Annotated in this window: 21 protein-coding genes; 12 read left to right on the top strand and 9 right to left on the bottom strand. The window is 44.1% G+C overall.

Features of this window, described 5'->3' with window-relative positions; genetic code table 11:
• Positions 1-30: 30 nt before the first annotated feature.
• From FFR00_RS04520 to FFR00_RS04505, 4 genes are all read right to left on the bottom strand, one after another.
• On the bottom strand, positions 31-480 hold the full coding sequence (locus FFR00_RS04520) for a GNAT family N-acetyltransferase (protein WP_137672180.1): 450 nt from the start codon (positions 478-480) through the stop codon (positions 31-33).
• Positions 481-486: 6 nt separating this feature from the next.
• Positions 487-1,056, bottom strand: a complete 570-nt coding sequence (locus tag FFR00_RS04515) for a GNAT family N-acetyltransferase (protein WP_137672179.1) — start codon at positions 1,054-1,056, stop codon at positions 487-489.
• A 26-nt stretch (positions 1,057-1,082) separates the two neighbouring features.
• Positions 1,083-1,439, bottom strand: a complete 357-nt coding sequence (gene hpf / locus FFR00_RS04510) for a ribosome hibernation-promoting factor, HPF/YfiA family (protein WP_137672178.1) — start codon at positions 1,437-1,439, stop codon at positions 1,083-1,085.
• A gap of 334 nt (positions 1,440-1,773) precedes the next feature.
• Positions 1,774-2,202 (bottom strand): cellulose binding domain-containing protein, encoded by a 429-nt coding sequence (locus FFR00_RS04505; RefSeq protein ID WP_137672177.1) that lies wholly within the window; start codon positions 2,200-2,202, stop codon positions 1,774-1,776.
• Between the two features lie 75 nt (positions 2,203-2,277).
• On the opposite strand from FFR00_RS04505, the gene FFR00_RS04500 reads away from it, so the two are divergent.
• Complete coding sequence (locus tag FFR00_RS04500; protein WP_137672176.1) at positions 2,278-3,162, top strand: hypothetical protein; 885 nt, start codon at positions 2,278-2,280, stop codon at positions 3,160-3,162.
• 72 nt (positions 3,163-3,234) lie between these two features.
• Here FFR00_RS04500 and icd read toward each other — a convergent pair whose 3' ends face one another.
• Both icd and FFR00_RS04490 read right to left on the bottom strand, forming a co-directional pair.
• Positions 3,235-4,491, bottom strand: a complete 1,257-nt coding sequence (gene icd, locus FFR00_RS04495) for an NADP-dependent isocitrate dehydrogenase (protein ID WP_137672175.1) — start codon at positions 4,489-4,491, stop codon at positions 3,235-3,237.
• A gap of 213 nt (positions 4,492-4,704) precedes the next feature.
• Entirely contained in the window at positions 4,705-5,802 is a 1,098-nt protein-coding gene (locus FFR00_RS04490; protein ID WP_137672174.1) for an endo-1,4-beta-xylanase, read from the bottom strand.
• A 553-nt stretch (positions 5,803-6,355) separates the two neighbouring features.
• Between FFR00_RS04490 and FFR00_RS04485 the strand changes: the two genes are divergently transcribed.
• On the top strand, positions 6,356-7,645 hold the full coding sequence (locus tag FFR00_RS04485; RefSeq protein ID WP_137672173.1) for a carbohydrate porin: 1,290 nt from the start codon (positions 6,356-6,358) through the stop codon (positions 7,643-7,645).
• A 494-nt stretch (positions 7,646-8,139) separates the two neighbouring features.
• Positions 8,140-9,345, top strand: coding sequence for a carbohydrate porin (locus tag FFR00_RS04480; RefSeq protein WP_137672172.1), 1,206 nt, complete (start codon positions 8,140-8,142; stop codon positions 9,343-9,345).
• 77 nt (positions 9,346-9,422) lie between these two features.
• Here the strand turns inward: FFR00_RS04480 and FFR00_RS04475 are convergent, their stop codons facing one another.
• Entirely contained in the window at positions 9,423-11,075 is a 1,653-nt protein-coding gene (locus FFR00_RS04475; protein WP_201798698.1) for an AMP-binding protein, read from the bottom strand.
• A gap of 452 nt (positions 11,076-11,527) precedes the next feature.
• On the opposite strand from FFR00_RS04475, the gene FFR00_RS04470 reads away from it, so the two are divergent.
• Positions 11,528-12,241: an ABC transporter substrate-binding protein gene (locus FFR00_RS04470; protein ID WP_161985090.1), complete on the top strand. Its 714-nt coding sequence runs from the start codon at positions 11,528-11,530 to the stop codon at positions 12,239-12,241.
• A gap of 65 nt (positions 12,242-12,306) precedes the next feature.
• Here the strand turns inward: FFR00_RS04470 and FFR00_RS04465 are convergent, their stop codons facing one another.
• Positions 12,307-15,459: an efflux RND transporter permease subunit gene (locus FFR00_RS04465; RefSeq protein ID WP_137672169.1), complete on the bottom strand. Its 3,153-nt coding sequence runs from the start codon at positions 15,457-15,459 to the stop codon at positions 12,307-12,309.
• A 13-nt stretch (positions 15,460-15,472) separates the two neighbouring features.
• Complete coding sequence (locus FFR00_RS04460) at positions 15,473-16,600, bottom strand: efflux RND transporter periplasmic adaptor subunit (protein ID WP_137672168.1); 1,128 nt, start codon at positions 16,598-16,600, stop codon at positions 15,473-15,475.
• 395 nt (positions 16,601-16,995) lie between these two features.
• On the opposite strand from FFR00_RS04460, the gene FFR00_RS04455 reads away from it, so the two are divergent.
• From FFR00_RS04455 to FFR00_RS04420, 8 genes are all read left to right on the top strand, one after another.
• Positions 16,996-17,259, top strand: coding sequence for a DUF2960 domain-containing protein (locus FFR00_RS04455; RefSeq protein ID WP_137672167.1), 264 nt, complete (start codon positions 16,996-16,998; stop codon positions 17,257-17,259).
• Between the two features lie 93 nt (positions 17,260-17,352).
• Positions 17,353-18,195, top strand: a complete 843-nt coding sequence (locus FFR00_RS04450; protein ID WP_137672166.1) for a DUF4037 domain-containing protein — start codon at positions 17,353-17,355, stop codon at positions 18,193-18,195.
• 157 nt (positions 18,196-18,352) lie between these two features.
• Complete coding sequence (locus tag FFR00_RS04445) at positions 18,353-19,312, top strand: trypsin-like serine protease (RefSeq protein WP_137672165.1); 960 nt, start codon at positions 18,353-18,355, stop codon at positions 19,310-19,312.
• A gap of 198 nt (positions 19,313-19,510) precedes the next feature.
• The gene (locus tag FFR00_RS04440) at positions 19,511-19,774 is read left to right on the top strand and encodes a hypothetical protein (protein WP_137672164.1); all 264 of its coding nucleotides are present in this window, start codon (positions 19,511-19,513) and stop codon (positions 19,772-19,774) included.
• 224 nt (positions 19,775-19,998) lie between these two features.
• Positions 19,999-20,910, top strand: a complete 912-nt coding sequence (locus tag FFR00_RS04435; protein WP_137672163.1) for a MoxR family ATPase — start codon at positions 19,999-20,001, stop codon at positions 20,908-20,910.
• Positions 20,911-20,912: 2 nt separating this feature from the next.
• Positions 20,913-21,893, top strand: a complete 981-nt coding sequence (locus tag FFR00_RS04430; protein ID WP_137672162.1) for a DUF58 domain-containing protein — start codon at positions 20,913-20,915, stop codon at positions 21,891-21,893.
• Positions 21,890-23,782, top strand: coding sequence for a DUF3488 and transglutaminase-like domain-containing protein (locus tag FFR00_RS04425; RefSeq protein ID WP_137672161.1), 1,893 nt, complete (start codon positions 21,890-21,892; stop codon positions 23,780-23,782). The genes FFR00_RS04430 and FFR00_RS04425 overlap by 4 nt, the downstream gene beginning before the upstream one ends.
• Positions 23,783-23,947: 165 nt before the next feature.
• Positions 23,948-24,565, top strand: a complete 618-nt coding sequence (locus FFR00_RS04420) for a YgjV family protein (RefSeq protein WP_137672160.1) — start codon at positions 23,948-23,950, stop codon at positions 24,563-24,565.
• Positions 24,566-24,670: the final 105 nt, after the last annotated feature.

The raw sequence follows: 24,670 nt of genomic DNA, 5'->3' as shown, positions 1-24,670 counted from the left end.
GTTACCTTAAGCTCTTAACTTATCGAGCGCCTAATAGGGCTTAGCCGCCAAGCACTTGCTAAACATAATCTTACTGCTGTTGGGATCGCCCTTATCTTGGTAGCCGGATATCTGGTAGCCCGCTGATATGAGTAACTGCAGCATAGCAGGGTAGCGATTCATTGATTTTACCGTTAACTGTTTATAGCCATTTTTAATCGCCCAGGCTTCTTGGCGCAGCCGTAATTGGGAAGCAATGCCTTGCTTGCGGTAAGCTGGCATTACACCGCCGATCCAGCTGTAAAAAATATCTTTTGATACTTGGTAACCAAGCTTATAAGCGACTGGCTTCTCCTCGTGGCTGGCGACTAAAATGAGAGAGTTGGCATCAGCTAAGCGCGTAATGATCTTGGCCTTAGTGGTTTTACGGGCAAACTCGGGGATTTGCGCGTCCACTTCTAATACTTGCTCTATTGTTCCGCATTGATATTCAAGCTGCATAAGGCCCTACAGTACTTTTTTGTATTCAAACAGTGTAAAAGGATCGTTTGGTCTAGGCTGCATTTCGCCAACTTTTTTGTAACCCAGTTTTTGGTAAAAGTGTTGGTTTCTAAAAGCTTTGTTTGGCGTCACTAAATGCCAAACTGAGATGGCAGGGTAGCACTGCTCGACAAGCGCCATAGCGGCAGAACCAATCTGTTTGTTTTGCAAAGAATCAGTGATGAAAAAGTACTTAATTTCCATCTCAGAGTTGCTTAGCGGCACCATTAACATACCGCCCGCTAACTCGCCGTTGTATTCGATAGTGTAATAGTGACCTTTAGCTATTTGCTCGAAATGCCAAGGTAGAGACTCAATACCTGGAGGGTAAGCGCCATATTGTTCTGCATCTTTACTAAAAGCCTGTATGGCAATAGTTTGCAGTTGTTCAGCATCGCTGGCATTCGCTTGTTTTAGTTGGGTTGTCATAAAGCTTTTGTTGGGGTGGCTTGGCGTTAAATAGGGTTTCAGTGTGAAGGCGGTAGGTGATGAAATCGCTGGCTTAAAATGAACAAAGCCAGCAATCGATGCTGGCATCTATAATTTGCTGAGTAAGTTTTTGCTTAAACTAGTTTCATCTCTTGGATGATCTCTGACGCTATCTCTGGTTTGGTACTGGTTGGCTTCTCATGAAGATCGGCTTTCAAGTTTCCTTTGCGATGAGCTAGGCCGGCTTCTAGTTTTTTAAGTGCTGCTGCAATGGCTGGATACATTACTGCGTTCGTCGATTTTGCTGAAACTCGCACGCCCTCATAATTAGTGAAAACTTCTATGTGATGTTGCCCGTGCTCTTTTGTGATGATGATGTCGCAGCTTATTAATTGTGGAAAGTGGTTCGATATTTTCTCAAATTTTCTTTCAACTTCAGTTCTTGATTCTTCGCCTAAGGATACGTGCTGGGTTTGAATATTCACTTTCATATAATTACACCTTGCTTATCACTACGTCCTTTAAACTTAGCAAACTCTGGCCACTTAGCCCAAGCGTATATTGCACATGTGTGATTAAGTTCGGTGTATTAAAAAAATCTTGCGGCTATGCCTTGAAATTAGCCGCTTGAAAAACAATATCTTGGGTAGGTTATTTTGTTTAGGAATGACAAGGCCAGATAAGTGGATAGATATCTGCTTAAGTACTGAACAAAAAGGGTGTAAGCCCGAAATGAAGACTAATGCTTCACTGTGTATTACTCTCCGTAGAGAGCAGCAGGTTAAAAGCTCGACCTATAGAGGGTAGCCGAGCTTGTTACTATTCTCAACGGTAACTAATGACAAACCGCCCGCTTAAATTAACGATCTCGGCTTTAGCATTAGCGCTTCCTTTATTCACTTGAACACCAAAAATGACAGAGTTATTGGCTGCAATATTCCCGTTCCACGGTAGGCTTTTGGCGATATAAGAGTTATTGCCACTAAACTCTGCATTCCAACTATTGCTTACTGTAGAACCCTCGTTAAGTAGCCACTGGATTTCCCAACTATTTATTGCCGAACTACCGGTATTGGTGATGGTAATATCTGAAGAGAAACTGCTGCTATAGTCTTGGTTTATGAAATAGCTGCTGTTCGATGTTGGTTCCAGCTCAGGGTCTGGATGTGGGTCTAGATTAGGAGTAGTGGTAGAAGCTTCTACAAATGCTATCCAGGTAAGGTTAAAGCCACATTTGCAACCTAGACACACCATCTATACAACTAGCGCAAACAGCCAATATTAACCATGGCCGACGCGTTTTAAAGGACTGAAGTGAGGTCTACATTAGTGAAACATTCACTATTTAATTCTATTTTCTCAGTGGTGAAGTTACTGCTGATATTAAGCCTTGTAAGCAGCGGTTTGTTGGCATGTAATTCGTCACAAAACGCGGTATCCGCAGGGGGGGCGGTGCTTGACCTGGAGTCACCTGCTGAGGTGGCTGTTCAACCTGCATTAAGCCAGCGTTTGAGTGATGATATGAGTTTGCCTCACCAAATGTTACCGAGCGGTGTACCAAATACCTATGATTGGTCTCAATTGCCGCGACTAGGGTTTGGTAATTACCCAGGAGAGTTTTCGGCCTTTCTTAGTTGGGGGCAAGCTTATTTGGCCGCGGGAACGGAACCGGTTGATAATGTTCGAATACAAATGGCCCATCTCAATAGTTACGTATTAGACAGCCTAGATATGCGGTGGTATGTATTGCAGTCATCAAGCGATGTTGCTGGACGTCACTATCGTGAAGACTTTGTTGATGATGTAAACAAACCTGCTGATTTACGAACGGAAACCCTTGGCAGTTCGGTGACGATGACTCCAGGATACAACTTTCACTTTTGGCCTAAGCACAGTGGGCGCAAAGGCGTTAGTGAATCACGTATTGCTGGCGTGATCTCTGTAGTGGCGGCTCGGTTAGTATTGGATGATCCAACCGGGCCTGACAATCGCGACCAAGCGCAATACCTAATGAGTGTGGGGTCTGATTACTGGCTAAATAAGCTAGCGGGTTGGCAACAGTGGACTACCAATGGTGATGTAGGTATTGGCCGTTTTAGTCGGATTAACAATGACTGGCAATGGTTTACTATGCATAGTTTATCGCAACAGCAATTAGGGCAAGCGTTACCAGAACTGCCAAAGCTGGTGTTGGAAGATAAGGTTAGTGATTAAGGCAGAGCTATCGCTCTTTTGAGCGCCGTTACACATCGAGTATTAATTACAGTGTTAGGCATAGCCTTAATGCTAATGCATGTGCTTAATCACTTCTTCACCAAAGGCAGAGCAACTTAATTCTGTGGCATTTTCTATCATCCGAGCAAAGTCGTAAGTAACGGTGCGTGCTCCAATGGCACCGTCTACGCCTTGGCTAATCAGGTCGGCTGCTTCTATCCAACCGATGTGTTTTAGCATCATTTGCGCGCATAAAATAATAGAGCAGGGGTTTACTTTATCTTGTCCCGCTAAGCGTGGAACGGTGCCATGTGTGGGTTCAAAAAAGGCTACTTCGCTACTCATATTAGCGCCCGGTGCGATGCCAATTCCTCCCACATGGGCAGCTAATGCGTCGGCCAGTAAATCTCCATTTTGATTCATGGTAGCAATTACATCGTAAAGCTCTGGGTGCAAGGTTACCTGCTGGAACATACTATCGGCAATAATGTCTTTGATCACTAGCGGGGCTTGGCCGTCTTGTCGCGGGATCTCTAACCAATAGCCGTTGCTGTGGGTTTGAGCGCCAAATTCTTCTTGGGCCAGTTGGTAGCCCCAGTTTTTAAAGGCGCCTTCGGTAAATTTCATGATGTTACCCTTGTGCACAAGAGTAACGGAGTCGCGTTGGTGATCTAATGCGTACTGAATCGCATGGCGGATCAGCCTTTTTGAACCTTGCTCCGAGATATGTTTTATCCCTATGCCACACTCTTCACTAAAGCGCATTTTGGTTACGCCCATTTCTTGTTGAAGGAAGTCGATTACTCGCTCTGCTCCTGGGCTGCCGGCCTTCCATTCGATACCGCTATATATGTCTTCAGAGTTCTCTCTAAACACCACCATGTCGGTTAGCTCGGGATTTTTAAGTGGTGAGGGCACTCCTTGAAACCAGCGAATCGGACGAATATTTACAAACAGATCCATCTCTTGACGCAGGGATATATTGAGCGAACGAAAGCCTCCGCCAATCGGTGTAGTAAGTGGACCTTTAATCGCTACTTTATGTTCACGTATTGCACCCAATGTTTCTTGTGGAAACCAGTCGCCATCGTACATGTTGGCGGCCTTTTCTCCATTAAAGACTTCCATCCACATAATTTTTCGTTGTTGGCCATAGGCTTTGGCCACGGCGGCATCGACCACTTTTAACATCACTGGGGTGATGTCTACTCCCACGCCATCACCTTCTATGTAGGTGATAATGGGTTTGTCGGGAACCTGTAATTCTTGCTGCTGGTTAAGACTTATTTTCTCTCCGCCAGCGGGTACACGAATATGTTGATATGGCATGCATAGCCTAAAAGTAACGAGTGCTTAGTTTTACTTTACTTGGCTAGTTAAAGAGGGGCAACGCTATGTGCAGTAAGAAGTGACCTAGTGTGGATTTAAACTAAAAGAAACGGCTAGCTGCTCGTTTGGTAACTAGGGGCTGTTTATCTTTCGCGGTTAAATTTCGTTCGCGAAAAAACAGCTTGAAAGATAAACAACCCTTAGCCTTACTCTCTATTTTAGTTCGTTTGCTACACCTTCAATGGCAGGTTTCTGCTCAAGGCTGCTGTTGAACAACAGTGGCCAATCATTGTGGCCGGTAAAGTGAGGGATCCAGCTGTCAGCGTCACTTACACCCCAAACAGTTATGCCGCCGCGTAAATTAGCTGGCACGTTGTCGTAATAGGCTTTGATGATTTCTTGGTAACGTAGTTTTTGTTCTTCGGCCATAGCGGCAGTAAAAGTATTTCGGTCACCGTTTGGATTCATTTTTATATCAAGCTCGGTCACTTTCACTTTCAATCCTTTTGCCACAACTTTGGCAAAGGAAGTACCAATAGCTTGAGCACTTGGCCAATCGTAATTTACGTGCATTTGAAAGCCAATTCCATCAATGGGAATGTCATCGGCAAGTAACTCATCGGCCATTCTTAGTACCGAGGCTAGCTTGGCTCCGTCGTCTTCGATGTTGTAATCGTTGTAATAAAGCTCAGCGTCGGAGTCTGCAGCGTGAGCCATCTTAAATGCTTCGGGGATGAAATCTTTACCTAAGTTTTGGTACCAAGGGCTGTTTCGATAAGGTGCAAAGCCGCCAGAGCTGCTGTCATCAAACGCTTCGTTTACCACGTCCCAACTTACTACACGGCCTTTAAAGTGATCGGCCACGGTGGTTACGTGGGTATCCATCATTGTGAGCCAGTCACCTTGATAGTTCTCCATCCAGCTAGGCATTTGTGAGTGCCACACTAAAGCATGAGCATGCACTGTAATATTGTTGTCTAGTGCCCAATCCACTAGGTTATCGGCATCCAGAAAGGTGAAATCGCCTTGGCGAGGCTGTATGTATGCCGATTTCATAATGTTTTCAGCGGTGATCTGATCAAAATGTTGAATAACAACATCCTGCAACTCTGGGCGTGTTTCAATACCGTTACTAAACTGGTCCTCGTATCCTGCTGGCACGGCCGCACCCATGTAGGTAGTGCTTAGTGCTTTTAGACTTTCTACTTGAGGTACCTCGATGGGTTCTCCTGAATCAGAACTTGAGCCTCCACAAGCGCTTAGGCCAATGCTTATAGCTGTAGAAAGTAGTGCTAATGGTAGTACACGCATAAATAATCCTTGATGTCTGTTAGCGCTAACAACGCAGGGGAGCAAGCAGTCATTTGCTTTAAGTCTGTGTTATTAAATCAGATTAAAGCGCTTTCATGTGATTACCAAAATCACTAATCGTTTTATAGTAAATAGCTTTTGTGATCTAGGTTCTAACAGGGCCCATTGATATTTATTGCTCATAAAATCAGTAGTGTAGCGTGGCGGACTGAAGTTTATCTACTTGCACTGATTGAGCTTTATAACAAGCACATATTGTTCAAATTAATTTTTCGTTTCTTTTTCTTTATGCTGTTTTTTTTCTATTATTGAAATTAATTTCTTAAAATTAAATTTATTTGTGATTTTTATCTTCAATATTGCCATTTCCACTTGATTATATTTATTACAGTCATTGCTGCTATTTTTGTGATCTGAATCTTTGGTAAGGTTTTCATGCGTGATATTACTCTCAATAACTCGGTTTGTTTGGAGTTATATTCTTTTTGCCTAGAAATAAAACCATTCAGGCAGAATAAAAATATAAAATAATTACTATTCCAGGAGTTTTTTAATGAATGTGAAAGCGCTTACATCAGCTGTGGCAATCGCACTTACTTGTTCCCCCCTCGTTAGCGCTGCAGAAGACGAGGTTAATTCTGAACAATTTCAACAGATTAAAGATTCACAACCGATTGTTTTAGATCCAGAGTTTCAGGTTGAAGAAGGCATTATCTTTTCAGGATATGCCCGATACGGCTTACATTATTCAGATGACTTTCAAAAGTATGTTCAAGCTGAAGGTGAGCTTGCAGGCCGTGCTGTTGGTCGTTTAGGTAACGAAACCAATGGTGGTGAATTCCAATTTGCTAAAGCATTTCAAAGTGAAAGTGGTGCTATTTGGGATGTAGTGCTGATGCTAGAAAACTGGTGGAAGTATGAATCTGAGCTAGAAAGTGGCGAAGAAATTAGTGAGTATGGTGATATTGCCCTTAAAAAATTCTACGCCGGTGCCACCAATATTTTTGTTTCCCAGCCTAATGCCTACATTTGGGCGGGTCGAGATTTCCACCAACGTCCACAACAGGGTTTAAATGATTACTTTTGGATGAGTCACGATGGACAAGGTGGTGGCATTTATAACCTTGAACTAGGTGATATGGCCAAGTTAGATTTCTCGGTAGTTGGCCAGGTTGATGGGCCGGGAGACAACGGTAACTATGCCTTAACGTCTAAGCTGCATGCCCTGCAACTCGCCGACTCTGTTGCCTTGAGCTTTCTATTTAACTATGGCTTTGAAAGCGATCAATATGATGACAATGGCGTAATAGAAAATAAAGACAAGATTAATGCCTACCACCTAGCTGCGGTGATTGACCAAAATTGGTCTAAAGGTCGTAATCAGTTTATTGCGCGCTATGCAGATAATGCAGACACCAGCGTATTTAATAAAACTGAAGATTTAACCACGCTGTATTTAAGCTTAGAAGGCGCGGTTAATTTTAGTGAGCAAGTAGCCCTAGAGTATTTAGGTGCTTACCACAACTACGATGCGAACTCGTCGGAAGATGACCGCACCAACTACAGTGCTATTGTTCGACCTATGTATAACTGGAACGATACACATTCTACGTGGTTAGAGGCTGGTTACTCAGTAGTGGATTACGATCAAGGCGGTAAAAACACGGCTTGGAAAGTGACATTATCACAAAACGTAACCATTAATGCCTTTGGTAACGCTCGCCCAATGTTACGTTTCTATGCCACTACTGGCCAAGCAGACAATCAAGTTCGCAGCAACGAAGCTATCGAAGCCAAGCAAGATACTTTGGCTCTAGGTGCTATGTTTGAGTCTTGGTGGTAAAGCGTTTTACTCATGAGCTATAGCTTCACTGGTTGAGGCTGTTGCATCATCAAAGGGGCGTTGTTTACGCCCTTTATTTTGTTTGTAAGCCTTTAATAAATTCCCGCCTAGTAATACTAATTTCTTCTTTAGTTAACGCCTCTATATCTAAATCACAATATTCCCATTTAGAGCTTTATGCTGAAACTCTTAAATGTTCCCTTTACTTTTATTTTTTATATTTAGTTTTTAGTTCTTATTTTTTCTTTTTATTTTTCTTTTTGATCTGTTTAATCTGGTAATTATGATATTTTATTCTGAATTATCTTAATTTATAGCTAGCATTGAAATGGCAGTAAAAGCTTTTGTTTTTGTGATCTGTGGTTATTTTATTCTGTTTGTGCGTGATGTTTGTCTCAATTTATTTTGACTCTCAAAATTATACTCAGGCTCGAAGGTGAGGTTCACTCGCCGGATAAACTAATAAAAAAAATTTATTCCATGGAGTTGTAAACATGAATATGAAAGCGCTTACAGTTGCGATGATGAGTGCCGGTATGGCATTTAGTGGTTCTGCTTTTGCGAAGGAAGAAGGCCTAAGTTACAACGGCTACGCCCGCATGGTTGCGGGTTTTAATACAGAAAAAAATAATAGTGAACATGAAGATCAAGCTTATAACGCGGTACGAAATGGTATTGCAATTATTAAAGCTCCAAGCAGCCCACAACAACCTGGTCGTATTGGTAACGAAGGTACCGGTATGGAGTTAGGTATTAATTATCACCAAAAGAGTGAAAATGCTGGTGATTGGGACATCTACTTTATGGCGGACGACGGCTATGGCTGGCAGCGTGATCACAATGATAGTACAACTTACAATTTAAGAATGGCTCAGGCTTTTGCGGGTGGTTCAAACTTGTTTGAAAGCCAAAAAGATATGTATGTGTGGGCAGGTAAACGGTTTAATGGCCGAGCTCAGTTTGGCTTAAATGATTACTTCTATTTCATGAATGACGGTGCCGGTGGTGGTTTCGACAATATGGATTTTGGTATGGCTAAATTTGATTTGGCAGTGGTATCTGGCGACAACGGTAATAACGGACGTTACGCGGTAACCTCAAAGCTACACAGCATCGAAGTAGGCTCAGGTAGCATAGGCTTTAACTTTAACTATGGTTTTGGTGACCAGTCTGATGAGCATGACCCAAAACACGTTACCTCGCTTCAAGCAGCGGCTTTTTATAAAGTGGGCTGGAGCATGGGTACTAATGAATTTGCTGTTCGTTACAACGATAATGTGAGCGATAACAACCTGTTGGATGCCGGCCAAATTAAAGGTGACATTAATTCAACAGCATTTTACTGGTTTGGTAATTTAGGTCTAAGTGATTCGTTTGCTATTGATTATGGTTACAGCTTTGAACAATCTGATTTAGAAAACAACGATGAAAGCACCTGGAATCAGTTTGTTATTAAACCGCATTACCGTTGGTCTGATATCCACTCTACGTCGTTTGAGTTTGGTTACGACAGTGTAGATTTCCAAGACAACCAAGACGAGAGCGCTTGGAAAGTCAGTATTCAGCAAAACATGTCGATGGGAAGCTTCTTATGGTCGCGCCCAGAGATTCGATTCTTTGTGACTCATGGTGAAGTGAAAGTGGGTGATAAAACAACACCGGCTACTAACGTAGGCATGATGTTCGACGCGTGGTGGTAATTATTACCACTTTTAATGGGCGATAGGGACAGAGCCTAATCTTGGAATTTTGGCGCAGCTTAGCTGCGCCCTTTTTGTTAGCGTAACTCGCGACGTAGAATCTTACCTACGTTACTTTTAGGTAGCTCTTTACGGTACTCAATGTCTTTAGGCATTTTGTAACCGGTTAAGTGTTTGCGGCAGTGTTTTTTAATATCATCGCGGTTAAGCCGTGCATTACACACTACGAATAGCTTAATGCGTTCTCCCGTCACATCATCTGCCACGCCAATGGCGGCCGCTTCAACAATGCTTGGGTGCAGCGTTGCTACTTCTTCAATTTCGCTAGGAAACACATTAAAGCCAGAGACTAAAATCATGTCTTTTTTGCGGTCTTCAATAAAAAAATAGCCTTGTTCGTCCATGCGACCAATATCGCCAGATTTAATCCAACCATCTTCACTCAACATATTGGCGGTTTCTTCAGGCTGATTCCAGTAACCCTTCATTACTTGTGGGCCTTTAATTTCTAGCTCGCCCACTTCTCCTGCATCTAGCTCTTGGCCGCTATCGTCTACCACTCTTATTTGCGTGCTAGGCATAGGCACTCCAATCGACGGCAAAAAAGCTTGCTGTTGGTGAGTACCTGCAGCCACAACGGGTGAACATTCGGTTAAGCCATAGCCTTCAATTACTGGCATTTTTGTTAGCTCTTGCCATTGTTCAGCAATGTGCTTTTGAGTGGCCATACCGCCAGCAATGGTGAAACGTGCTTTGGAGAAATCCAGTTGACGGAAACCAGCATGATTCAATAAGCCATTGAACAGGGTATTCAAGCCAAAAATCATTGTGAACGGATACTTTCGGAGATCGTTTACAAAGCTGTCCAAATCACGAGGATTGGTGATGAGCAGGTTTTTTCCACCAATATACAAAATGAACATCATGCTCACGGTGTTGGCAAAAATATGGTACAGCGGTAGTGGCGTTACGGCGTGTTCTTTATCTAGCAAAGTACGTGGTGAGAAGTGGTAAAACACTTGAATCACATTAACTAATACATTGCGATGCGTGAGCATGGCACCCTTAGCAACTCCAGTGGTACCACCGGTATATTGCAAGTAGGCAATATCGTCTCCGCTAATTTGCGGTTTTTGGTAGGCCATGGTTTTGCCTTGTGTTAAGGCCCTACGCATAGAAATTGCACCGGGTAGGTTGTACTTAGGCACCATTTTTTTTACGTACTTCACCACAAAGTTAACCAAGGTACGCTTATGAGCGGCAAGTTGGTCACCAATGCTGGTAAGAATTACGTGTTTAACTTGGGTCTCTTTTATCACTTGCTGCAAGCTATTACCAAAGTTAGTCACCGCTACAATCGCGCTAGCTTGCGAATCACAAAGTTGGTGTTTTAACTCGCGAGGCGTGTAAAGCGGATTAACATTGACTATCACTAAACCAGCTCGTAAAGCACCATATAGCGCGATAGGATATTGCAGTACGTTTGGCATCATTAATGCGATGCGCTCACCTTTTTGCATGCCTAGTTCTTGTTGCAAATAAGCGGCAAAGGCTAAAGACTTCTTGTCTAGCTCTTGGTAGCTAAGACTATGTCCCATATTCACAAAGGCAATCTGCTGAGGTGATTTCTTACAGCTGTGGTCAAACAGTTCCAATAAGTTTTCAAACTGTTCAGTGGTGACTTCTGCAGGCACATCTTCGGGGTAACTATTGAGCCAAGGTTGGTCTATTGAATTCATTTTCTATCCTCGCCCTGTGGTGAGTATTTGTCGAATTACGCTCAGTATTTACACGTTTGCTTAAACGACTTAATACCCAGCATGTGGCTAGTGTATTTTGCCCGCAAGGTTAGCCGATTGGTTTGATAAACCCTAGTTCATTTTCCTAAATCATTGAGCTAAATCATCAACAAATATTACGAAGTAACCAGTTTTGTGGATAAAACACGGAAATTAAAGGGGATTTGTTCAAGAACGTGGTGTTTTACTTGGCTTAACTAGAATTACCTAGAATAAATTTGCTTCGCTGGGTTGGCCTTTTACTTAAGGGCATATTGCTTGTAATGTGGGGCTCACTGTTTTATTTAAAAGCCACTAAATGTGGAAGCGTTAAAGGGTGATAAACTTGCATTTACCACGCCTTTCGCTACCGTTAGTTTATGTACATTACGAGTAAAAAATTAGTGTTTAGATTGATGTGTTTTGCCCTATTAACAGTATCGAGTTTTGCGGTGCTAGCGAACTGTGACCGAATAAAAGTTAATGGTGAACATAATTGGTTTGATGTGTCCTACAGAGTTAACTCTCATGCCCCTTTGCAAGGCCTAGCAGTCGACTTGGCTAATCGAGTTTTTGCTGAGGTGGGCATTGAGGTTAATTATCAAGCGATGGTGCCTTGGAAGCGGCAGTTTTTACAGTTAGAAACTGGCGATTTAGATGTGATTATTGCTGCTTTTTACAATCAGCAGCGTGGCAATAAATTTGTTTATAGCGAAGCGATTGGCGTGGAATATAGCACTGCGTTTATTCATAAAGAGCATAGTGATACATACCGTGGCGCAGAAAGCTTGGTTGGTAAACGCGGATTACAACTGTTAGGAAGCAGCTTTGGTGACCAGTTTGACAGCTATGCTAAGCAAAATCTTACCATCTCTAAAATGGCCGACTTAGATCGGGCTATTAAGCTCATCGCTTTAAAAAGAGCTGACTATTTCTTGTACGCCACCCATGGAGGCCGGTTGAAAATTGCTGAAACAGAATTTGCCGATATGTTGGTGGATATGCAGCCCAGTATTAGCAAACAACAAATTTTTATGGTGATGTCTAAATCTTCTTCCTGCTTAGAGCATTTAGATGAAATAAATCAGGCCATTAGGCGACATCGAGACGACTTCTAGAGATTACTTTTCAATAAAAAAGCAAGCCCTAAAGCTTGCTTTTTAGTGTGGCTAATAGTGAAAGCTTAAGCTTCTTCTATTTCCTCTAGCTTGGTAGAACCTCCATGGTGGACTTCTCTGCGCCGTTGAATCATGGCGTAAAAACCAGGTATTAAGAAGGTGCCTACCAACAATACACACAGCAAGCCACCAACCAGAGAAATACCTAGCGAATTTTGACTAATATGGCCAGCACCATTTGCCAGTACTAGCGGTATCATGCCAAAGATAAATGACCAAGAGGTCATATTCACCGCTCTAAATCGCAAGGTTCCACCGGTTACGGCTGCTTGGTCAATAGGCATGTCATTGTCTTCACGCTGCATACGTGCAAACTCTACGATAAGAATCGCATTTTTGGCGGCTAAAGCAATCAACAAAACCAGGCCAATTTGTGCGTACAGGTTCATGGGTAAGCCTGCTAAAGATAGCGCTACAAACGATCCCAAAGTTGCTACTGGAACCACCAAAATAATTGCCAGCGGAATGGTCCAGCTCTCATATTGCGCCACCATAAACAGGTAGATAAACAGTAAGGCGAGGGCAAAGGCATATACCGCCATATTACCTGCTTGGATCTCTTGGTAAGCCATACCTGTCCATTCAAACTGGTAACCGTTTGGCAATTCTTCTGCGGCAATCCGTTCCATGGCGGCAATAGCATCTCCCGATGAATAACCGGGCGCCGGTTGGCCTTGCAATACCGCACTGCGGTACAAGTTGTAACGCCAGGCTACGTCTGGGGCAAACTGCTGTTCTATGGTGACCAAGGTGCTCAGTGGCACCATGTCGCCACTGATACTGCGAACATGAAACTGACCTAGGTTATCTAAACGGCTGCGGTACTCATCTTCAGCCTGCATGGTGACTCGGAAGTTTTTGCCATAAAGGGTAAAGTCATTCACATACAGCGAGCCCAAGTTGGCTTGTAAAGTAGTGAATAAGTCGCCTAGCGGAATACCCAATTGCTTGGCTTTACTGCGGTCGATGTCTACGTAAAAGTGAGGTACATCGGCGCGGAATGTACTAAAAGCACTGCCTATTTCTGGGGCTTGGTTGGCTTTAATGGTGATATCTTGCATCACTTTAGCCAGTTCGCTGCGCGAGCGACCAAGACCATCTTGCAAGACAAATTCAAAACCTGAAGCCGTACCCATGCCCGGCACAGCAGGTGGGCCAAAAGCAAAGATCATGGCATCTTGAATTTTGCCGTAGGCTTGCTCGTTGATACGCTGGCTAATGGCAAACGATGAATGGTCACCGTCTAGTGCGTTTCGTTCATCCCAGTGTTTGAGTTTTACAAACATGGTGGCCGCGTTAGATTGAATAGCGCCGGCTAGCAAACCGTAACCGTTGGCTAAACTCACCGCTTCAACGCCCGGTTCTTGTTTAATGATATGGCTTAAACGCTCCGACACTTTGGCGGTACGGCTAAGAGAGGCAGAATCTGGCAGTTGAACGTTTACCAGTAATACCCCTTTATCTTCTTGCGGGACAAAGGCTTTAGAGGTGTTGTGGTTCATCCATGCTACAGCGGCAATGGCTAAACAGAAGAATACCACTAAGGCAGAGCTGCGCCTTACCAACATGCCAGCGGCTTGGCCGTAGCGCTTGGTTACTGTGACTAAACCACGGTTAAACAAAGCAAACCAGCGAGGCTGCTTTTGCGCACCACGTTTTAGTACTAAGGAACAAATGGCGGGTGAAAGAGTCAGCGCATTTATCGATGAAATAACCACGGATATACAAATAGTAATCGCAAACTGACGATACATCACCCCGGTGATACCAGGCAGCATCGCTACGGGTAAAAATACCGCAAGCAATACCAAAGTAGAGGAAACAATCGGGCCGGTCACTTCGCGCATGGCTTTTAACGTGGCTTGTCGTGGGCTTAGCTCAGGGTGGGCTGAGAGTTTACTGTCGACGTTTTCAATCACCAAAATGGCATCATCTACCACAATACCAATCGCCAGAATCAAACCAAATAGCGTAATAGTATTGATGGTAAAGCCGGTGGCTAGCATTATCGCAAAGGTGCCAATCAGCGAAACCGGAATAGCAACAACCGGAATAAGCGTCGCACGCCAGTTACCTAAGAATAAATAGGTGACTAAAATAACCAATAAAATCGCTTCTATCAGCGTTTTGATTACGCCTTTTACTGACTCAGCAACAAACTGGGTGGTGTCGTAGGCAATTTCATAATCCATTTTCTCTGGCATGTTAACTTTAAGTTGTTCCATCAATGCCAAAACAGCGTCGCCACTGTCGAGTGCGTTTGCCCCTGTTTGCAATGACAAAATCACCGATACCGAAGGTTGCCCTCTAAACTCGCCAAAGGCAGCGTAGCCCCGTTTGCCTAGCTCTACACGGGCTACATCTTTTAAGTAAACACGTGAGCCATCTGGGTTGGCGACTAATAGAATATTCTCAAAATCGTCTACGGTGTCTAAGCGCCCTTTGGTGAGCAAGCTAAACTGCACGTCGTTGTTAGCTTCGTAAGGTGGTGCACCTATAGAACCCACCGCCACTTGCACGTTTTGCTCCGCTAGGCTGTTGCGAATATCGCTAGTGGTAAGGCCTAGGTTGGCCAGTTTAAGCGGGTCTAACCAAACACGCATCGAGTATTCAGCCGAGCTAATTACCCGTACATCACTAATGCCTTGCACACGTGCTAATTGGTCTTCAACGTTTAAGGTAACGTAGTTGTTTAAGAAGGTGTCGTCATAGTGACCGTCAGGCGAGAAGAAGTTAAGTACCATGAGTAAGTCGGGCGAACGCTTACGCACCGTTACTCCAACTTGGCGAACTTCTGCAGGCAGCTTTGACTCAATTTGGGTGACCCGGTTTTGCACGTTAATTTGTGCCATATCGGGGTCGGTGCCGATGTCGAAGGTTACGGTAAGCGAATAAGAGCCATCGTTGGCACTTTTCGAGTTCATGTACAGCATGTCTTCTACGCCGTTCACCGAGCTTTCAATCACCTCGGCCACTGCTTCTTCTACGGTTTCGGCACTGGCACCGGTGTAGTAAGCGGAAACACTTACCGAGGGAGGACTAATTTGTGGGTACTCTGCAACGGGCAATACCATTAAGGCTATTGCACCTGCTAATGACAGCAGAATTGAAATCACCAAAGCAAACTTTGGCCGTTGAATAAAAAAGCGACTTAACATGATGACTCCTTAATTAACCCGCTTGTTGTTCTACAACTTGCACTGGCGCACCATGGCGTACCCGTTGCAAACCTGCGGTAATCACTTGCTCGTTGCCGTTTAAGCCGCTAGTGATGACGACACCTTGTTCCAATACTGGACCAATGTTTACGTTGCGGCGCTCTGCGGTGTTGTCTGCGCCAATCAGCATCACAAACTCGCCTTCTAAATCACTTTGTACTGCACGTCTAGGGATGACTAATGCTTCAAGCGATGCGTGGCTCGTCAGTTTTACTTCAACATATTGGCCTGGCAGCAATTGTTGCTGAGGGTTGTTAAACTGAGCGCTAATGGCAATGGTGCCTGTTTGCAAATCAATGCGATTGTCGATGAAATCTAACTGGCCGTTTTCTGGGTAGGTTCGGCTATCGCTGATTTTTAGCTGCACAAGGGCGTCGTCGGTTTGTGCGCTAGAGTGGGCGTCTACTTGGTCTAAGCCCATGTTTAAACGCTCACGTTCAGATACTCTAAAGCCAGCACGGATCGGATTTAGGCTTATCAAGTTAGTCAGTCGACCATTGCTGCTGGCAATTAAGTCACCTTGGCTCACTTCACTTTGACCAATGCGGCCATCAAAGGGCGCTACAATTCGAGTGTGTTGTAAATCAACTAAGCTGGCGCTTAACTGCGCTTCGGCGGCCTCGAGTTGGGCGTCGCTAGACAGTTTTTCTGCGGTTAAGCGATCGTACTCTGAGCGACTAATGTTGTTTTGAGGCAACAAACGTTCTCCACGTTTCCAGTTAATTTCTGCATTGGTTAAGTTAGCTTTGGCTTGCGCTAAGGCCGCTTTGGCTTGTGCTACGGCTGCTTGGTAGCGGGTAGGGTCTATCTCGTAAAGCAGTTGGCCTTGCTCCACCATCTGTCCGTCTTCGAAGTGACGTTTCAGCAAGTAGCCGCTAACTTGAGCGCGAATATCGACATCTTTATAGGCTTCTATGCGACCAATAAATTGCTGAGACGGCGCGTAATGGATGCTTTTAACGGGTTCGGCGTTCACCAAACTAGCGCTTACTTGATTAGGAGATACGTCGGCAGAGTTACACGCGCTAAGCAACAAAAGTGCAGGGACTAAGGCGAGCACTTTAATACGGGAAAAAACCATGAAACTATCCTCAAACTTTACATCAATGCAGAACAAATAGCCGAAGAGAGCTGTTTGCCTCATGCAAATATAAAGTTGGCGGATGCTAACTAGACGCGTCCTGCGAAAACGCCTCTTTGACGCTGGTTTTATTTTTTAGTAATTACTAAAATATGCAAGCGGTCAATATACACCTTATTCAACTAAAGTTAGCCTCAGAAATAGTAGGTGCTAGCATCGGGATTTCTAAATAAAATTGAGGTTTTATTGCTGCTAATTAGCGGTGGTTTTTAGCTTAAGCTGGCAAGCTCACTTTTTTGTCACTAGCAAGTTGCAATGATGACGAGAAATAAACGCAACATAGATAGGGTGTTTGCTATATCATCTAGCCGCATTAATACAGCCCAGAGGTTTTTATGGCGCGCCAAGTAAGCTATACCTACAAAAAGCAAAACAAAGTGATTAATTTTTCCTTTGATAAGTACCACGACATTCATGAGGCTGTTGCTGCAGCCGAAGGTGTTGATATTTCAAGTTTTCTAGCGATGGAAAAGCAATTAGCTATGTCTACGCGAGACACCGCTACGCTAAAAGAATACCGGCTTAAAGAGTTTCAACGCTTAGGTTTTAGCGACATTCGATTTCTAAAAGACGAAGAAAAAGACCAACCAGCCAAGTAAAGTTTGTCTGAAAGCGCATTTCTTAGGCTTGCTACTGGCCTGAAATGTGTATTTGCTTAAGGTAGATAGATTATCTATTTTTGAGTTTTTTTGATGTCTGAATCTCCGCACTTTTTGGCCTTAGTGGCTGATTTCGCATGTTTAGCCCAAGTTGATGCTATTTTGCTGGCAGGCTCTAGAGCGGCCGGCACCGCCGACGACCACTCTGATTACGACGTATATGTTTATCTTAATGCGCCAATTAGTACAGATGTGCGCCAAAGCATCACTAACAAACACTGTCGGTACATGGAGCTGAACAATCAGTTTTGGGAAACCGAAGATGATGGGGTTTTACTTGATGGCATTGAGGTAGAGTTAATCTATCGAGATTTCGCGTTTCTTGAGCAGGAGTTGCATCAAGTCGTAGAGCAGTATCAAGCTAAGGTGGGGTATAGCACCTGCTTCTGGGCCAATTTATTGGCATCTCGCATTTTGTATGATGCCGATGGAAAAGCGGCGCAACTACAGCAACGTTTTAATGTGGCTTATCCAGCGCCGTTGCAGCAAGCCATTGTGAACAAAAACTTCCCGCTATTAACGGCGCAAATGCCAGCCTATTATTACCAATTAGAAAAAGCCCTAAAACGGCAAGACAGAGTAAGCCTTAATCATCGCTGTACTGAGTTTTTAGCCAGCTATTTCGATATTTTATTTGCTATAAATGCTTTAGCGCACCCAGGTGAAAAACGCATGTTGGAATATGCTAAGCAGCAATGCCTTATTGTGCCTGAAGGGTTCGTTGAAGACATTGAAGGTTTATTAAGTGAGATAAGTACTGCTCAGCCAAGCTTGCTGGCTAAAGTGAAATTATTGGTAAGGGAGCTTGAGCTGGTCATCAGCGCCAAAACGTCACTTGGGCTGCCAATATGCTCCCCATTTAGTCAAAATAACTAAGGTCAAGACTCTTATCTTTTTAAACAATCAGTTAAGCTGATATGCGTTGAGGGGTACTTGCTAAAAAACAACTTATTGATTGATCTGATACTGTTGATTAAATCGTTATTTGGTGTGAAAGTAGCGCTGAATAAGTAACTTCAACAGGGATGTATTAATGTTACCTCGCTCCGCACTAAGTATCGCTGCAGCCATCATCGCTGTCTCTTCAAATGTCTCGTTAGCGAGTTCTGAAGTGGCTGTTCCCTTTATCGTTGGGGGCGAAGATGCGCCCGCTGGCGAATACCCTTGGATGACTCAGCTTAAAGCTGATGGTAGTTATTGTGGTGCAGTATTGATTAATCAACAATGGGTGCTCAGTGCTGCTCATTGTACCTTCGACCAATATAGCGTTGGTCATTATGCTCCGAAAGAAAAGATCAAAGTGAAAATTGGCGACGATGTCTTTTCTTACCTCGAAGAGGACGGCGAAGCGGTTAGTGAAGTGTGTCAGCACCCTAACTATGTTGATTCTGTTGAAGAAGGTTCAAACCAGGTAGCTACCGATAATGATATCGTTTTGCTGCGCTTGGCTGAGCCTAGTTCAGTGACGCCGATTACAATGAATCAATCGGCTATTCATCAAGACTATAACTCAGGCTTTGGTTTAAGAGTGATAGGTTTTGGTCGCACCAACACCGACCCTGATAACCCCACTTATAAAGATAACTTACAACAAGCAAATGTGAACTTAATGGCTCAGAATAGATGTGCCGAATTTTGGGGCAGTGCTCAACTTACTGCGCAGATGTTCTGTGCCGAGAGTTTTACCGCAGACTCATGCTCTGGGGATAGCGGAGGCCCAATATTTATTGATGAAGGAACTCAATACAAGCTAGCTGGCTTAGTGAGTTGGGGGTCTAAGTTTTGTGAAAATACACCTGGAGTTTACGTAGATGTTGGTCAGCTTTCACCTTGGATAACTGAAGTGATAAACAGCACTGCTGAAGAGCGGAGTAATGCATCTTTGTGTTCTCAAAAAGCAGCACTTGCTCGACCAGAAAGTTCAGGTGGCGGTGCTTTTGGCGGCATAGCCATTGTAGCCCTATTAGTGCTTCGCCGTTTTCGCAGAGCATAATATATTGAAATAAAACGTTTTGTTTTTTGTTTAAAAAATATTCATGCATGTGCGGGCGTTTTCTGTTAGATTACGCCCGCATTTTTGTATGCCGCTAACAAGCTGTCTCATGGAATGCTGCTGTGTAGTTGAGAGCGTCCACCCCACGGATCGGGCCAGCAATTTGGACGAACATTTTTGCTTGTTAATGAGAATTTTATGCAAAGTATTTTTGCCGATATCGTTGGTTTACTGGGTACTGCCCTCGTGGTAGGTGCGTTCTTCCTTTTACAGTTAGAGCGACTAAGCCCTAAACAACTTACCTATAACTTGATGAACTTAAGCGGTGCCATTTTGCTGCTTATTAGTTTGTGCATTAACTTTAATCTAGCTAGCTTTATTATTGAGCTATTTTGGATTGGCGCGTCAGTGGTAGGTATTGTTAAGTACTTCAAACGTGAGCCGGCTGTTGCTCAAGCTTAAAACATTCAGTTTTGGCTAATAATTAGAAGCTATTGCAATTTTCGGCGATAGCTTTTAATCAATTTATTTCCTGCTCTTCTTTGCCTTTGTGGCGTGCTTGAAGCGATCACGTATCGGTAGTAGCTCTCATTTTTAATAAGCCAAACAATCCTAAACAGTAAATAGTGCCCAAATGAGCAAAAGCTTTGTATGCTAGAGCGACTAAAAACAGAGCCTTTACTTATATGAATCAAATACATCCTCAATTAGCGCCAATTTGTCACTATCTTGAACAGCAACTGTTAGGCAAACCTAAAGCGGTGCGGCTGGCCTTGAGTTGTTTGCTTGCCTCTGGCCACTTACTGATTGAAGATTTACCGGGAGCGGGCAAAACCAGTTTAGCCAAATGGTTGGCGGCGGGCTTTGGTTTGAGTTTTCAACGCATCCAATTTACCAGTGACTTGTTGCCTGCCGACATTATTGGTGTATCGGTGTATGAGCCACCCACTCAGCAGTTTATCTTTCATCCAGGGCCAATTTTTAATCACTTAGTATTAGCAGACGAGTTAAACCGTGCGAGCCCGCGTACCCAAAGTGCTTTGTTAGAGGCAATGGAAGAACAGCAGGTGAGTACCGATGGTCAAAGCTATCCTTTGGATGCACCATTTTTTGTGATTGCGACGCAAAACCCTCGCGAGCAGTTAGGTACTTTTGATTTACCTGAGTCTCAGCTAGATCGCTTTGCTATGCGACTTAGTATCGGTTTTCCGGATTTGAATTCAGAACTTGCCATGCTTAAGCGTTCTAATCAGGCTGGTGAATCGCTGGTTGGCATGTCGATTGAGGCGCTAACTCAGCTACAGCAAGCGGTTGAGCAAGTGCATTGCAGCGATGCCCTGCTTGATTATTTATTACGTTTAATTCATTGCAGTCGCGCTTTAGAAGGGGCAAACCCTTTGTCGCCGCGCTGTAGCTTAACCTTATTGGCCTGCGCCAAAGCATGGGCCTATTTGCATCATCAGCAGCACGTATCACCTGAAGATGTTCAAGCGGTATTTAGTGCGGTGAGTGCCCACCGTTTAGGGCGAGGTGACAGTGGTGAAGCCTACGCCAAGCAGATTTTAACCGACGTCGACCCATACAACGATCTGAGCTAAGCATGCAAATTTGGGGACGCTCTGCATTTAAAAAATGGCGAGGATTGCGCACTCAAGCGTGGCTTGAACGGCGGATTCCCGCTTCAAGCCGTTTAGGATTAAACCGCAAGAACCTATTTATTCTCCCAACGGCATTTGGTTGGGGATTTTTGTGCGCCTTAGTGGTGATGCTAATGATGGGCAGTAACTACCAAAACAACTTAATACTTGCTTTAGGTTTATGGTTATTAGCCATGTGGTTGCTGTGTTTGGTGCTTTGCCATCAGAATCTTTCTGGTAGTGTGGTGAGTGTTGTTCAGCGCCCAGAAGGACAATGTGATCACCCATTGCGGCTGATCTTCACCATAGAAAAAGCCAATAAAACCTTCTCTAATGCACTTACCGCGGAGTTTAAAACCTGGCCGCATGAACAGGCTAGCCAGCATCAAAATAACCAACTAAGTGTAGATATTGAGGCGGTGCAGCGCGGCCGCAAGGCATTACCAAGAGTCTCTATTGCCAGTGTATTCCCTTTAGGTATTTTCCGTTGCTGGACGGTGGCTGATTTTAACTTAGAGCTGATTGCTTACCCAGCGCCACTGTCAGGGTATGCTTGCCCCGCTCAAGAGCTATCTGAAGAGCATGATATTGAACAAACCTCTAGTGATAGCCAATTGCAAAGTGAGTTTGCCGGTCTAAAAACCTATCGCAGTGGTGAGCGTAAAAGCTTATTAGCGTGGAAGCAATATGCGGCAGGCCGAGGTTTACAAACTAAGGTTTTTAGCGGCAATCCTGCGCTAGATTTACATTTGACTGACCGATTACATAGCGGTTTAGATTATGAACAAGGCTTATCGGTATTGGCTTTTTGGGTTCGTCAGTTAGCGCAACAGCAACAAAGTTTTAGTTTACAAGTCGGTGGCCAGCAACTGGCAAGTGGCAGCGGCTTGGCGCATCAACGTGCTGCATTGCAACTCCTCGCAGAGGCACCTAAACAAACATGAACAATGTAAATGCTGCCCATATTCGTTTATCGCTTCTATGTTATTTGGCAACCGCTCTGGTGTTGTTTCAGCAATTGCCTTGGTTAGTGGTGGCTGTGGGGGCTGCAGCTGGCTGGTGGCGCTTAAGAGTAGTGAACGGTTTGGCTTCGCTGCCTAAACCACGTTGGGTAAAATTACTGTTAGTGAGTTTAATTGCCTTAACACTATGGCTAAGCCGCTCCGCAGAGCTGTTTGATAAACTAGTTAGCCTTGTCATGCTGGGTTATAGCTTGAAATACATTGAGCTTCATAAGCGGCGTGATGTAGAAATGTTTGCCTTAACCGGTTTGTTTTTATTGGCATTTTCGCTGGTATTTTCTAGCCAACCTTTAGCGGCTTTGTTAGTGCTAATTGTTGCCTTTATGCACTTACTGTTATTGCTGAGTTTAGATGTAAAACTCAATTTGTCTTGGCTAAAAAAGCTAGCCGTTTGGATGTTGGCCATCGCGCCATTGGGTTTGGCCTTGTTTGTTGTTGCGCCGCGATTAGCCCCTTTATGGAAAATGCCCACGCCCAGTAGTGCACAAACTGGTTTGTCTGATGTGGTGCGCCCCGGTGATATTAGCCAGTTGATTCGCTCAGATAAGTTAGTCTTTCGCGCCGAATTTAGTCGCCCGCCACCGCGAGACCAATTGTATTGGCGCGCTATGGTGCTGGATGAGTTTGATGGCGAACAATGGACGCGCAGTGAGCTCACTCAGAAAAAACACGTTGTTAATAATGAGCAAGCGCCGATTAACCAATACCAACTGTTGCTGGAGCCAGCCAATCAAGCTTGGCTGGCTACGCTTAACCCCAGCGAGTTGCGCGGCGGTGGGGCAGAGCAGGTTGGCGATAAAAGCTGGCAACGCAGTGGTGAGAGTTTCCCTCGGCAGATTTTGAGCTTTAATTATCTACCTCATTTGAACCGTGAGTCAGTAGCACCAGAACAATTACACCTGCTGACTCGCGTACCCAGTAACATAAGTGCGAATGTATTGCAGTTAAGTCGTCAGTTTAGCGAAGGTTTGGACCTCAATGCTGGCGGTTATTCTGAACAAGTCATGACAAGGCTAGAGCAGTGGTTTTTAAGTCAATCTTTTAGTTATACCTTAAGTCCTCCGGCATATCCTGGATTAGCAGGAATAGAAAGCTTTTTGCTTAACCAGCAAGCGGGGTTTTGTGTGCATTATGCTCAAAGCGCAGTAGTGCTTGCACGTTTGCAAGGGATTCCCGCGCGTATGGTCACTGGTTATTTAGGTGGCGAATGGGAGCAAGCAGATCAACGTTTAGCGGTACGAAACTACGATGCCCACGCGTGGATGGAATACTGGAACGAAGAGCGCTGGATAAGGCTTGACCCAACAGCGTGGATAGCCCCAGACCGAGTGGAAAGCAACTTACAGCAAAGCCAAGCAACTGCCGAGCAATGGCAAAATATAAGCGGTTGGGGGCAGCGAATTTGGTATACCCAAGGTTTTAACCAACTACGTTTATGGTTAGCGCAGGCCGATTATTGGTGGGCGAAGTGGGTACTTAACTTTGATCATAAACGTCAGTTAAGTTTGTTTTCACAGCTGCTTAACTGGTTGCCGGGGACCTCACTGTTGATGTTAACCGGCGGCATGTTGTTATCTGGAGTGCTAATCAGCGCCTTGTTGTTCGTTAAGCCATGGCTGTGGCGCGTACCGAATAAACATGTTCTAGCGCTAAAATGGCAGTTATTTTTATTAGCGAGATTGAAACTTCACCGTAGTCAGGGAGAAAGCTTTACTGACTATTTATCGCGTATTGAAAGTGCTGCGCCTAAGCGTTACTTGCCGTTAAAACGGGCGATTCAGCAGTATAATCAGCTGCGATACCACGGCTAAAACTTGCAGTAATTGAGTATATCGTTGAGCAAAAGATACCAACTTAATAGGTTAATTTGTCCAAAATATCCTATTTTTTTTATCAAATTGCTTGAGCTAACCAGACTATTGATAGCTCTGCTCGTAAAGTGAGCGGCATTAAACATCTTTGGTAAGGAGATTAAGATGGATTGGATCGAGTGGTTTGGTTATTTAGCGTCGGTGGTGGTGGCCATCTCATTAACCATGAGTTCTATTGTTAAACTTCGCTGGTTAAACATGATAGGCGCAGCGCTGTTTTCTAGTTATGGTTTTGTCATTGGTGCAATGCCCGTGGCATTGTTAAACCTATTTATTGTATTCGCCAACATCTATTACTTGCAGGGAATTTATCGCAGTAAGGATCAGTTTAAACTGGTAAAAGTTGAAGCCAGCAGCCCCTTATTGCAGTTTTGGGTAGAGCAATATCAAACTGACATTGAAAAATACTTCCCGCAGTTTTCTGTTGATAGTTTACAAGGGCAAAGCTGTTACATGCTGATGAGAAACAGTGAACCAGCAGGTATTTTTGTTGGTAGGCAGCAACAACATGAGTTTGAAGTAAAGTTAGATTACGTATTCTCGGCCTATCGAGATTTTAAAACGGGCGATTTTCTTTATCACAATTCCGGCTTATTTAAACAGCTAGATATAAGCAAATTGGTAACCTACAGCTCGGTTGAAAACCACCAAAAATACTTACGTAAGATGGGATTTTCTCAGTCAATTGAAGACCAGACTTTGTATGAGTATTCACTAAGCTAAAGACACCAAGGGGTGAATTTGCAAAGACCAGAAATCGGAATTATCTACTGATAGTTTTATGGTAGGGTTAGCCCTCAATTAATAATCCGGTAATTGTAATATGCG

This window comes from Agarivorans sp. Toyoura001 (genome assembly GCF_005405585.1).
Classification (GTDB): Bacteria; Pseudomonadota; Gammaproteobacteria; order Enterobacterales; family Celerinatantimonadaceae; genus Agarivorans.
The sequence above is the reverse complement of the archived record's forward strand: the minus strand, read 5'-3'. Positions and strand labels throughout refer to the sequence as shown.

Coding starts and splice junctions, on each gene's coding strand:
- FFR00_RS04480 (WP_137672172.1), top strand. CDS start 8,140: ATGAATATGAAAGCGCTTACAGTTGCGATGATGAGTGCCGGTATGGCA.
- FFR00_RS04420 (WP_137672160.1), top strand. CDS start 23,948: ATGGATTGGATCGAGTGGTTTGGTTATTTAGCGTCGGTGGTGGTGGCC.
- FFR00_RS04465 (WP_137672169.1), bottom strand. CDS start 15,459: ATGTTAAGTCGCTTTTTTATTCAACGGCCAAAGTTTGCTTTGGTGATT.
- FFR00_RS04505 (WP_137672177.1), bottom strand. CDS start 2,202: ATGGTGTGTCTAGGTTGCAAATGTGGCTTTAACCTTACCTGGATAGCA.
- hpf (WP_137672178.1), bottom strand. CDS start 1,439: ATGAAAGTGAATATTCAAACCCAGCACGTATCCTTAGGCGAAGAATCA.
- FFR00_RS04515 (WP_137672179.1), bottom strand. CDS start 1,056: ATGCCAGCATCGATTGCTGGCTTTGTTCATTTTAAGCCAGCGATTTCA.
- FFR00_RS04485 (WP_137672173.1), top strand. CDS start 6,356: ATGAATGTGAAAGCGCTTACATCAGCTGTGGCAATCGCACTTACTTGT.
- FFR00_RS04440 (WP_137672164.1), top strand. CDS start 19,511: ATGCAAAGTATTTTTGCCGATATCGTTGGTTTACTGGGTACTGCCCTC.
- FFR00_RS04460 (WP_137672168.1), bottom strand. CDS start 16,600: ATGGTTTTTTCCCGTATTAAAGTGCTCGCCTTAGTCCCTGCACTTTTG.
- FFR00_RS04425 (WP_137672161.1), top strand. CDS start 21,890: ATGAACAATGTAAATGCTGCCCATATTCGTTTATCGCTTCTATGTTAT.
- FFR00_RS04520 (WP_137672180.1), bottom strand. CDS start 480: ATGCAGCTTGAATATCAATGCGGAACAATAGAGCAAGTATTAGAAGTG.
- icd (WP_137672175.1), bottom strand. CDS start 4,491: ATGCCATATCAACATATTCGTGTACCCGCTGGCGGAGAGAAAATAAGT.
- FFR00_RS04455 (WP_137672167.1), top strand. CDS start 16,996: ATGGCGCGCCAAGTAAGCTATACCTACAAAAAGCAAAACAAAGTGATT.
- FFR00_RS04490 (WP_137672174.1), bottom strand. CDS start 5,802: ATGCGTGTACTACCATTAGCACTACTTTCTACAGCTATAAGCATTGGC.
- FFR00_RS04430 (WP_137672162.1), top strand. CDS start 20,913: ATGCAAATTTGGGGACGCTCTGCATTTAAAAAATGGCGAGGATTGCGC.
- FFR00_RS04450 (WP_137672166.1), top strand. CDS start 17,353: ATGTCTGAATCTCCGCACTTTTTGGCCTTAGTGGCTGATTTCGCATGT.
- FFR00_RS04435 (WP_137672163.1), top strand. CDS start 19,999: ATGAATCAAATACATCCTCAATTAGCGCCAATTTGTCACTATCTTGAA.
- FFR00_RS04445 (WP_137672165.1), top strand. CDS start 18,353: ATGTTACCTCGCTCCGCACTAAGTATCGCTGCAGCCATCATCGCTGTC.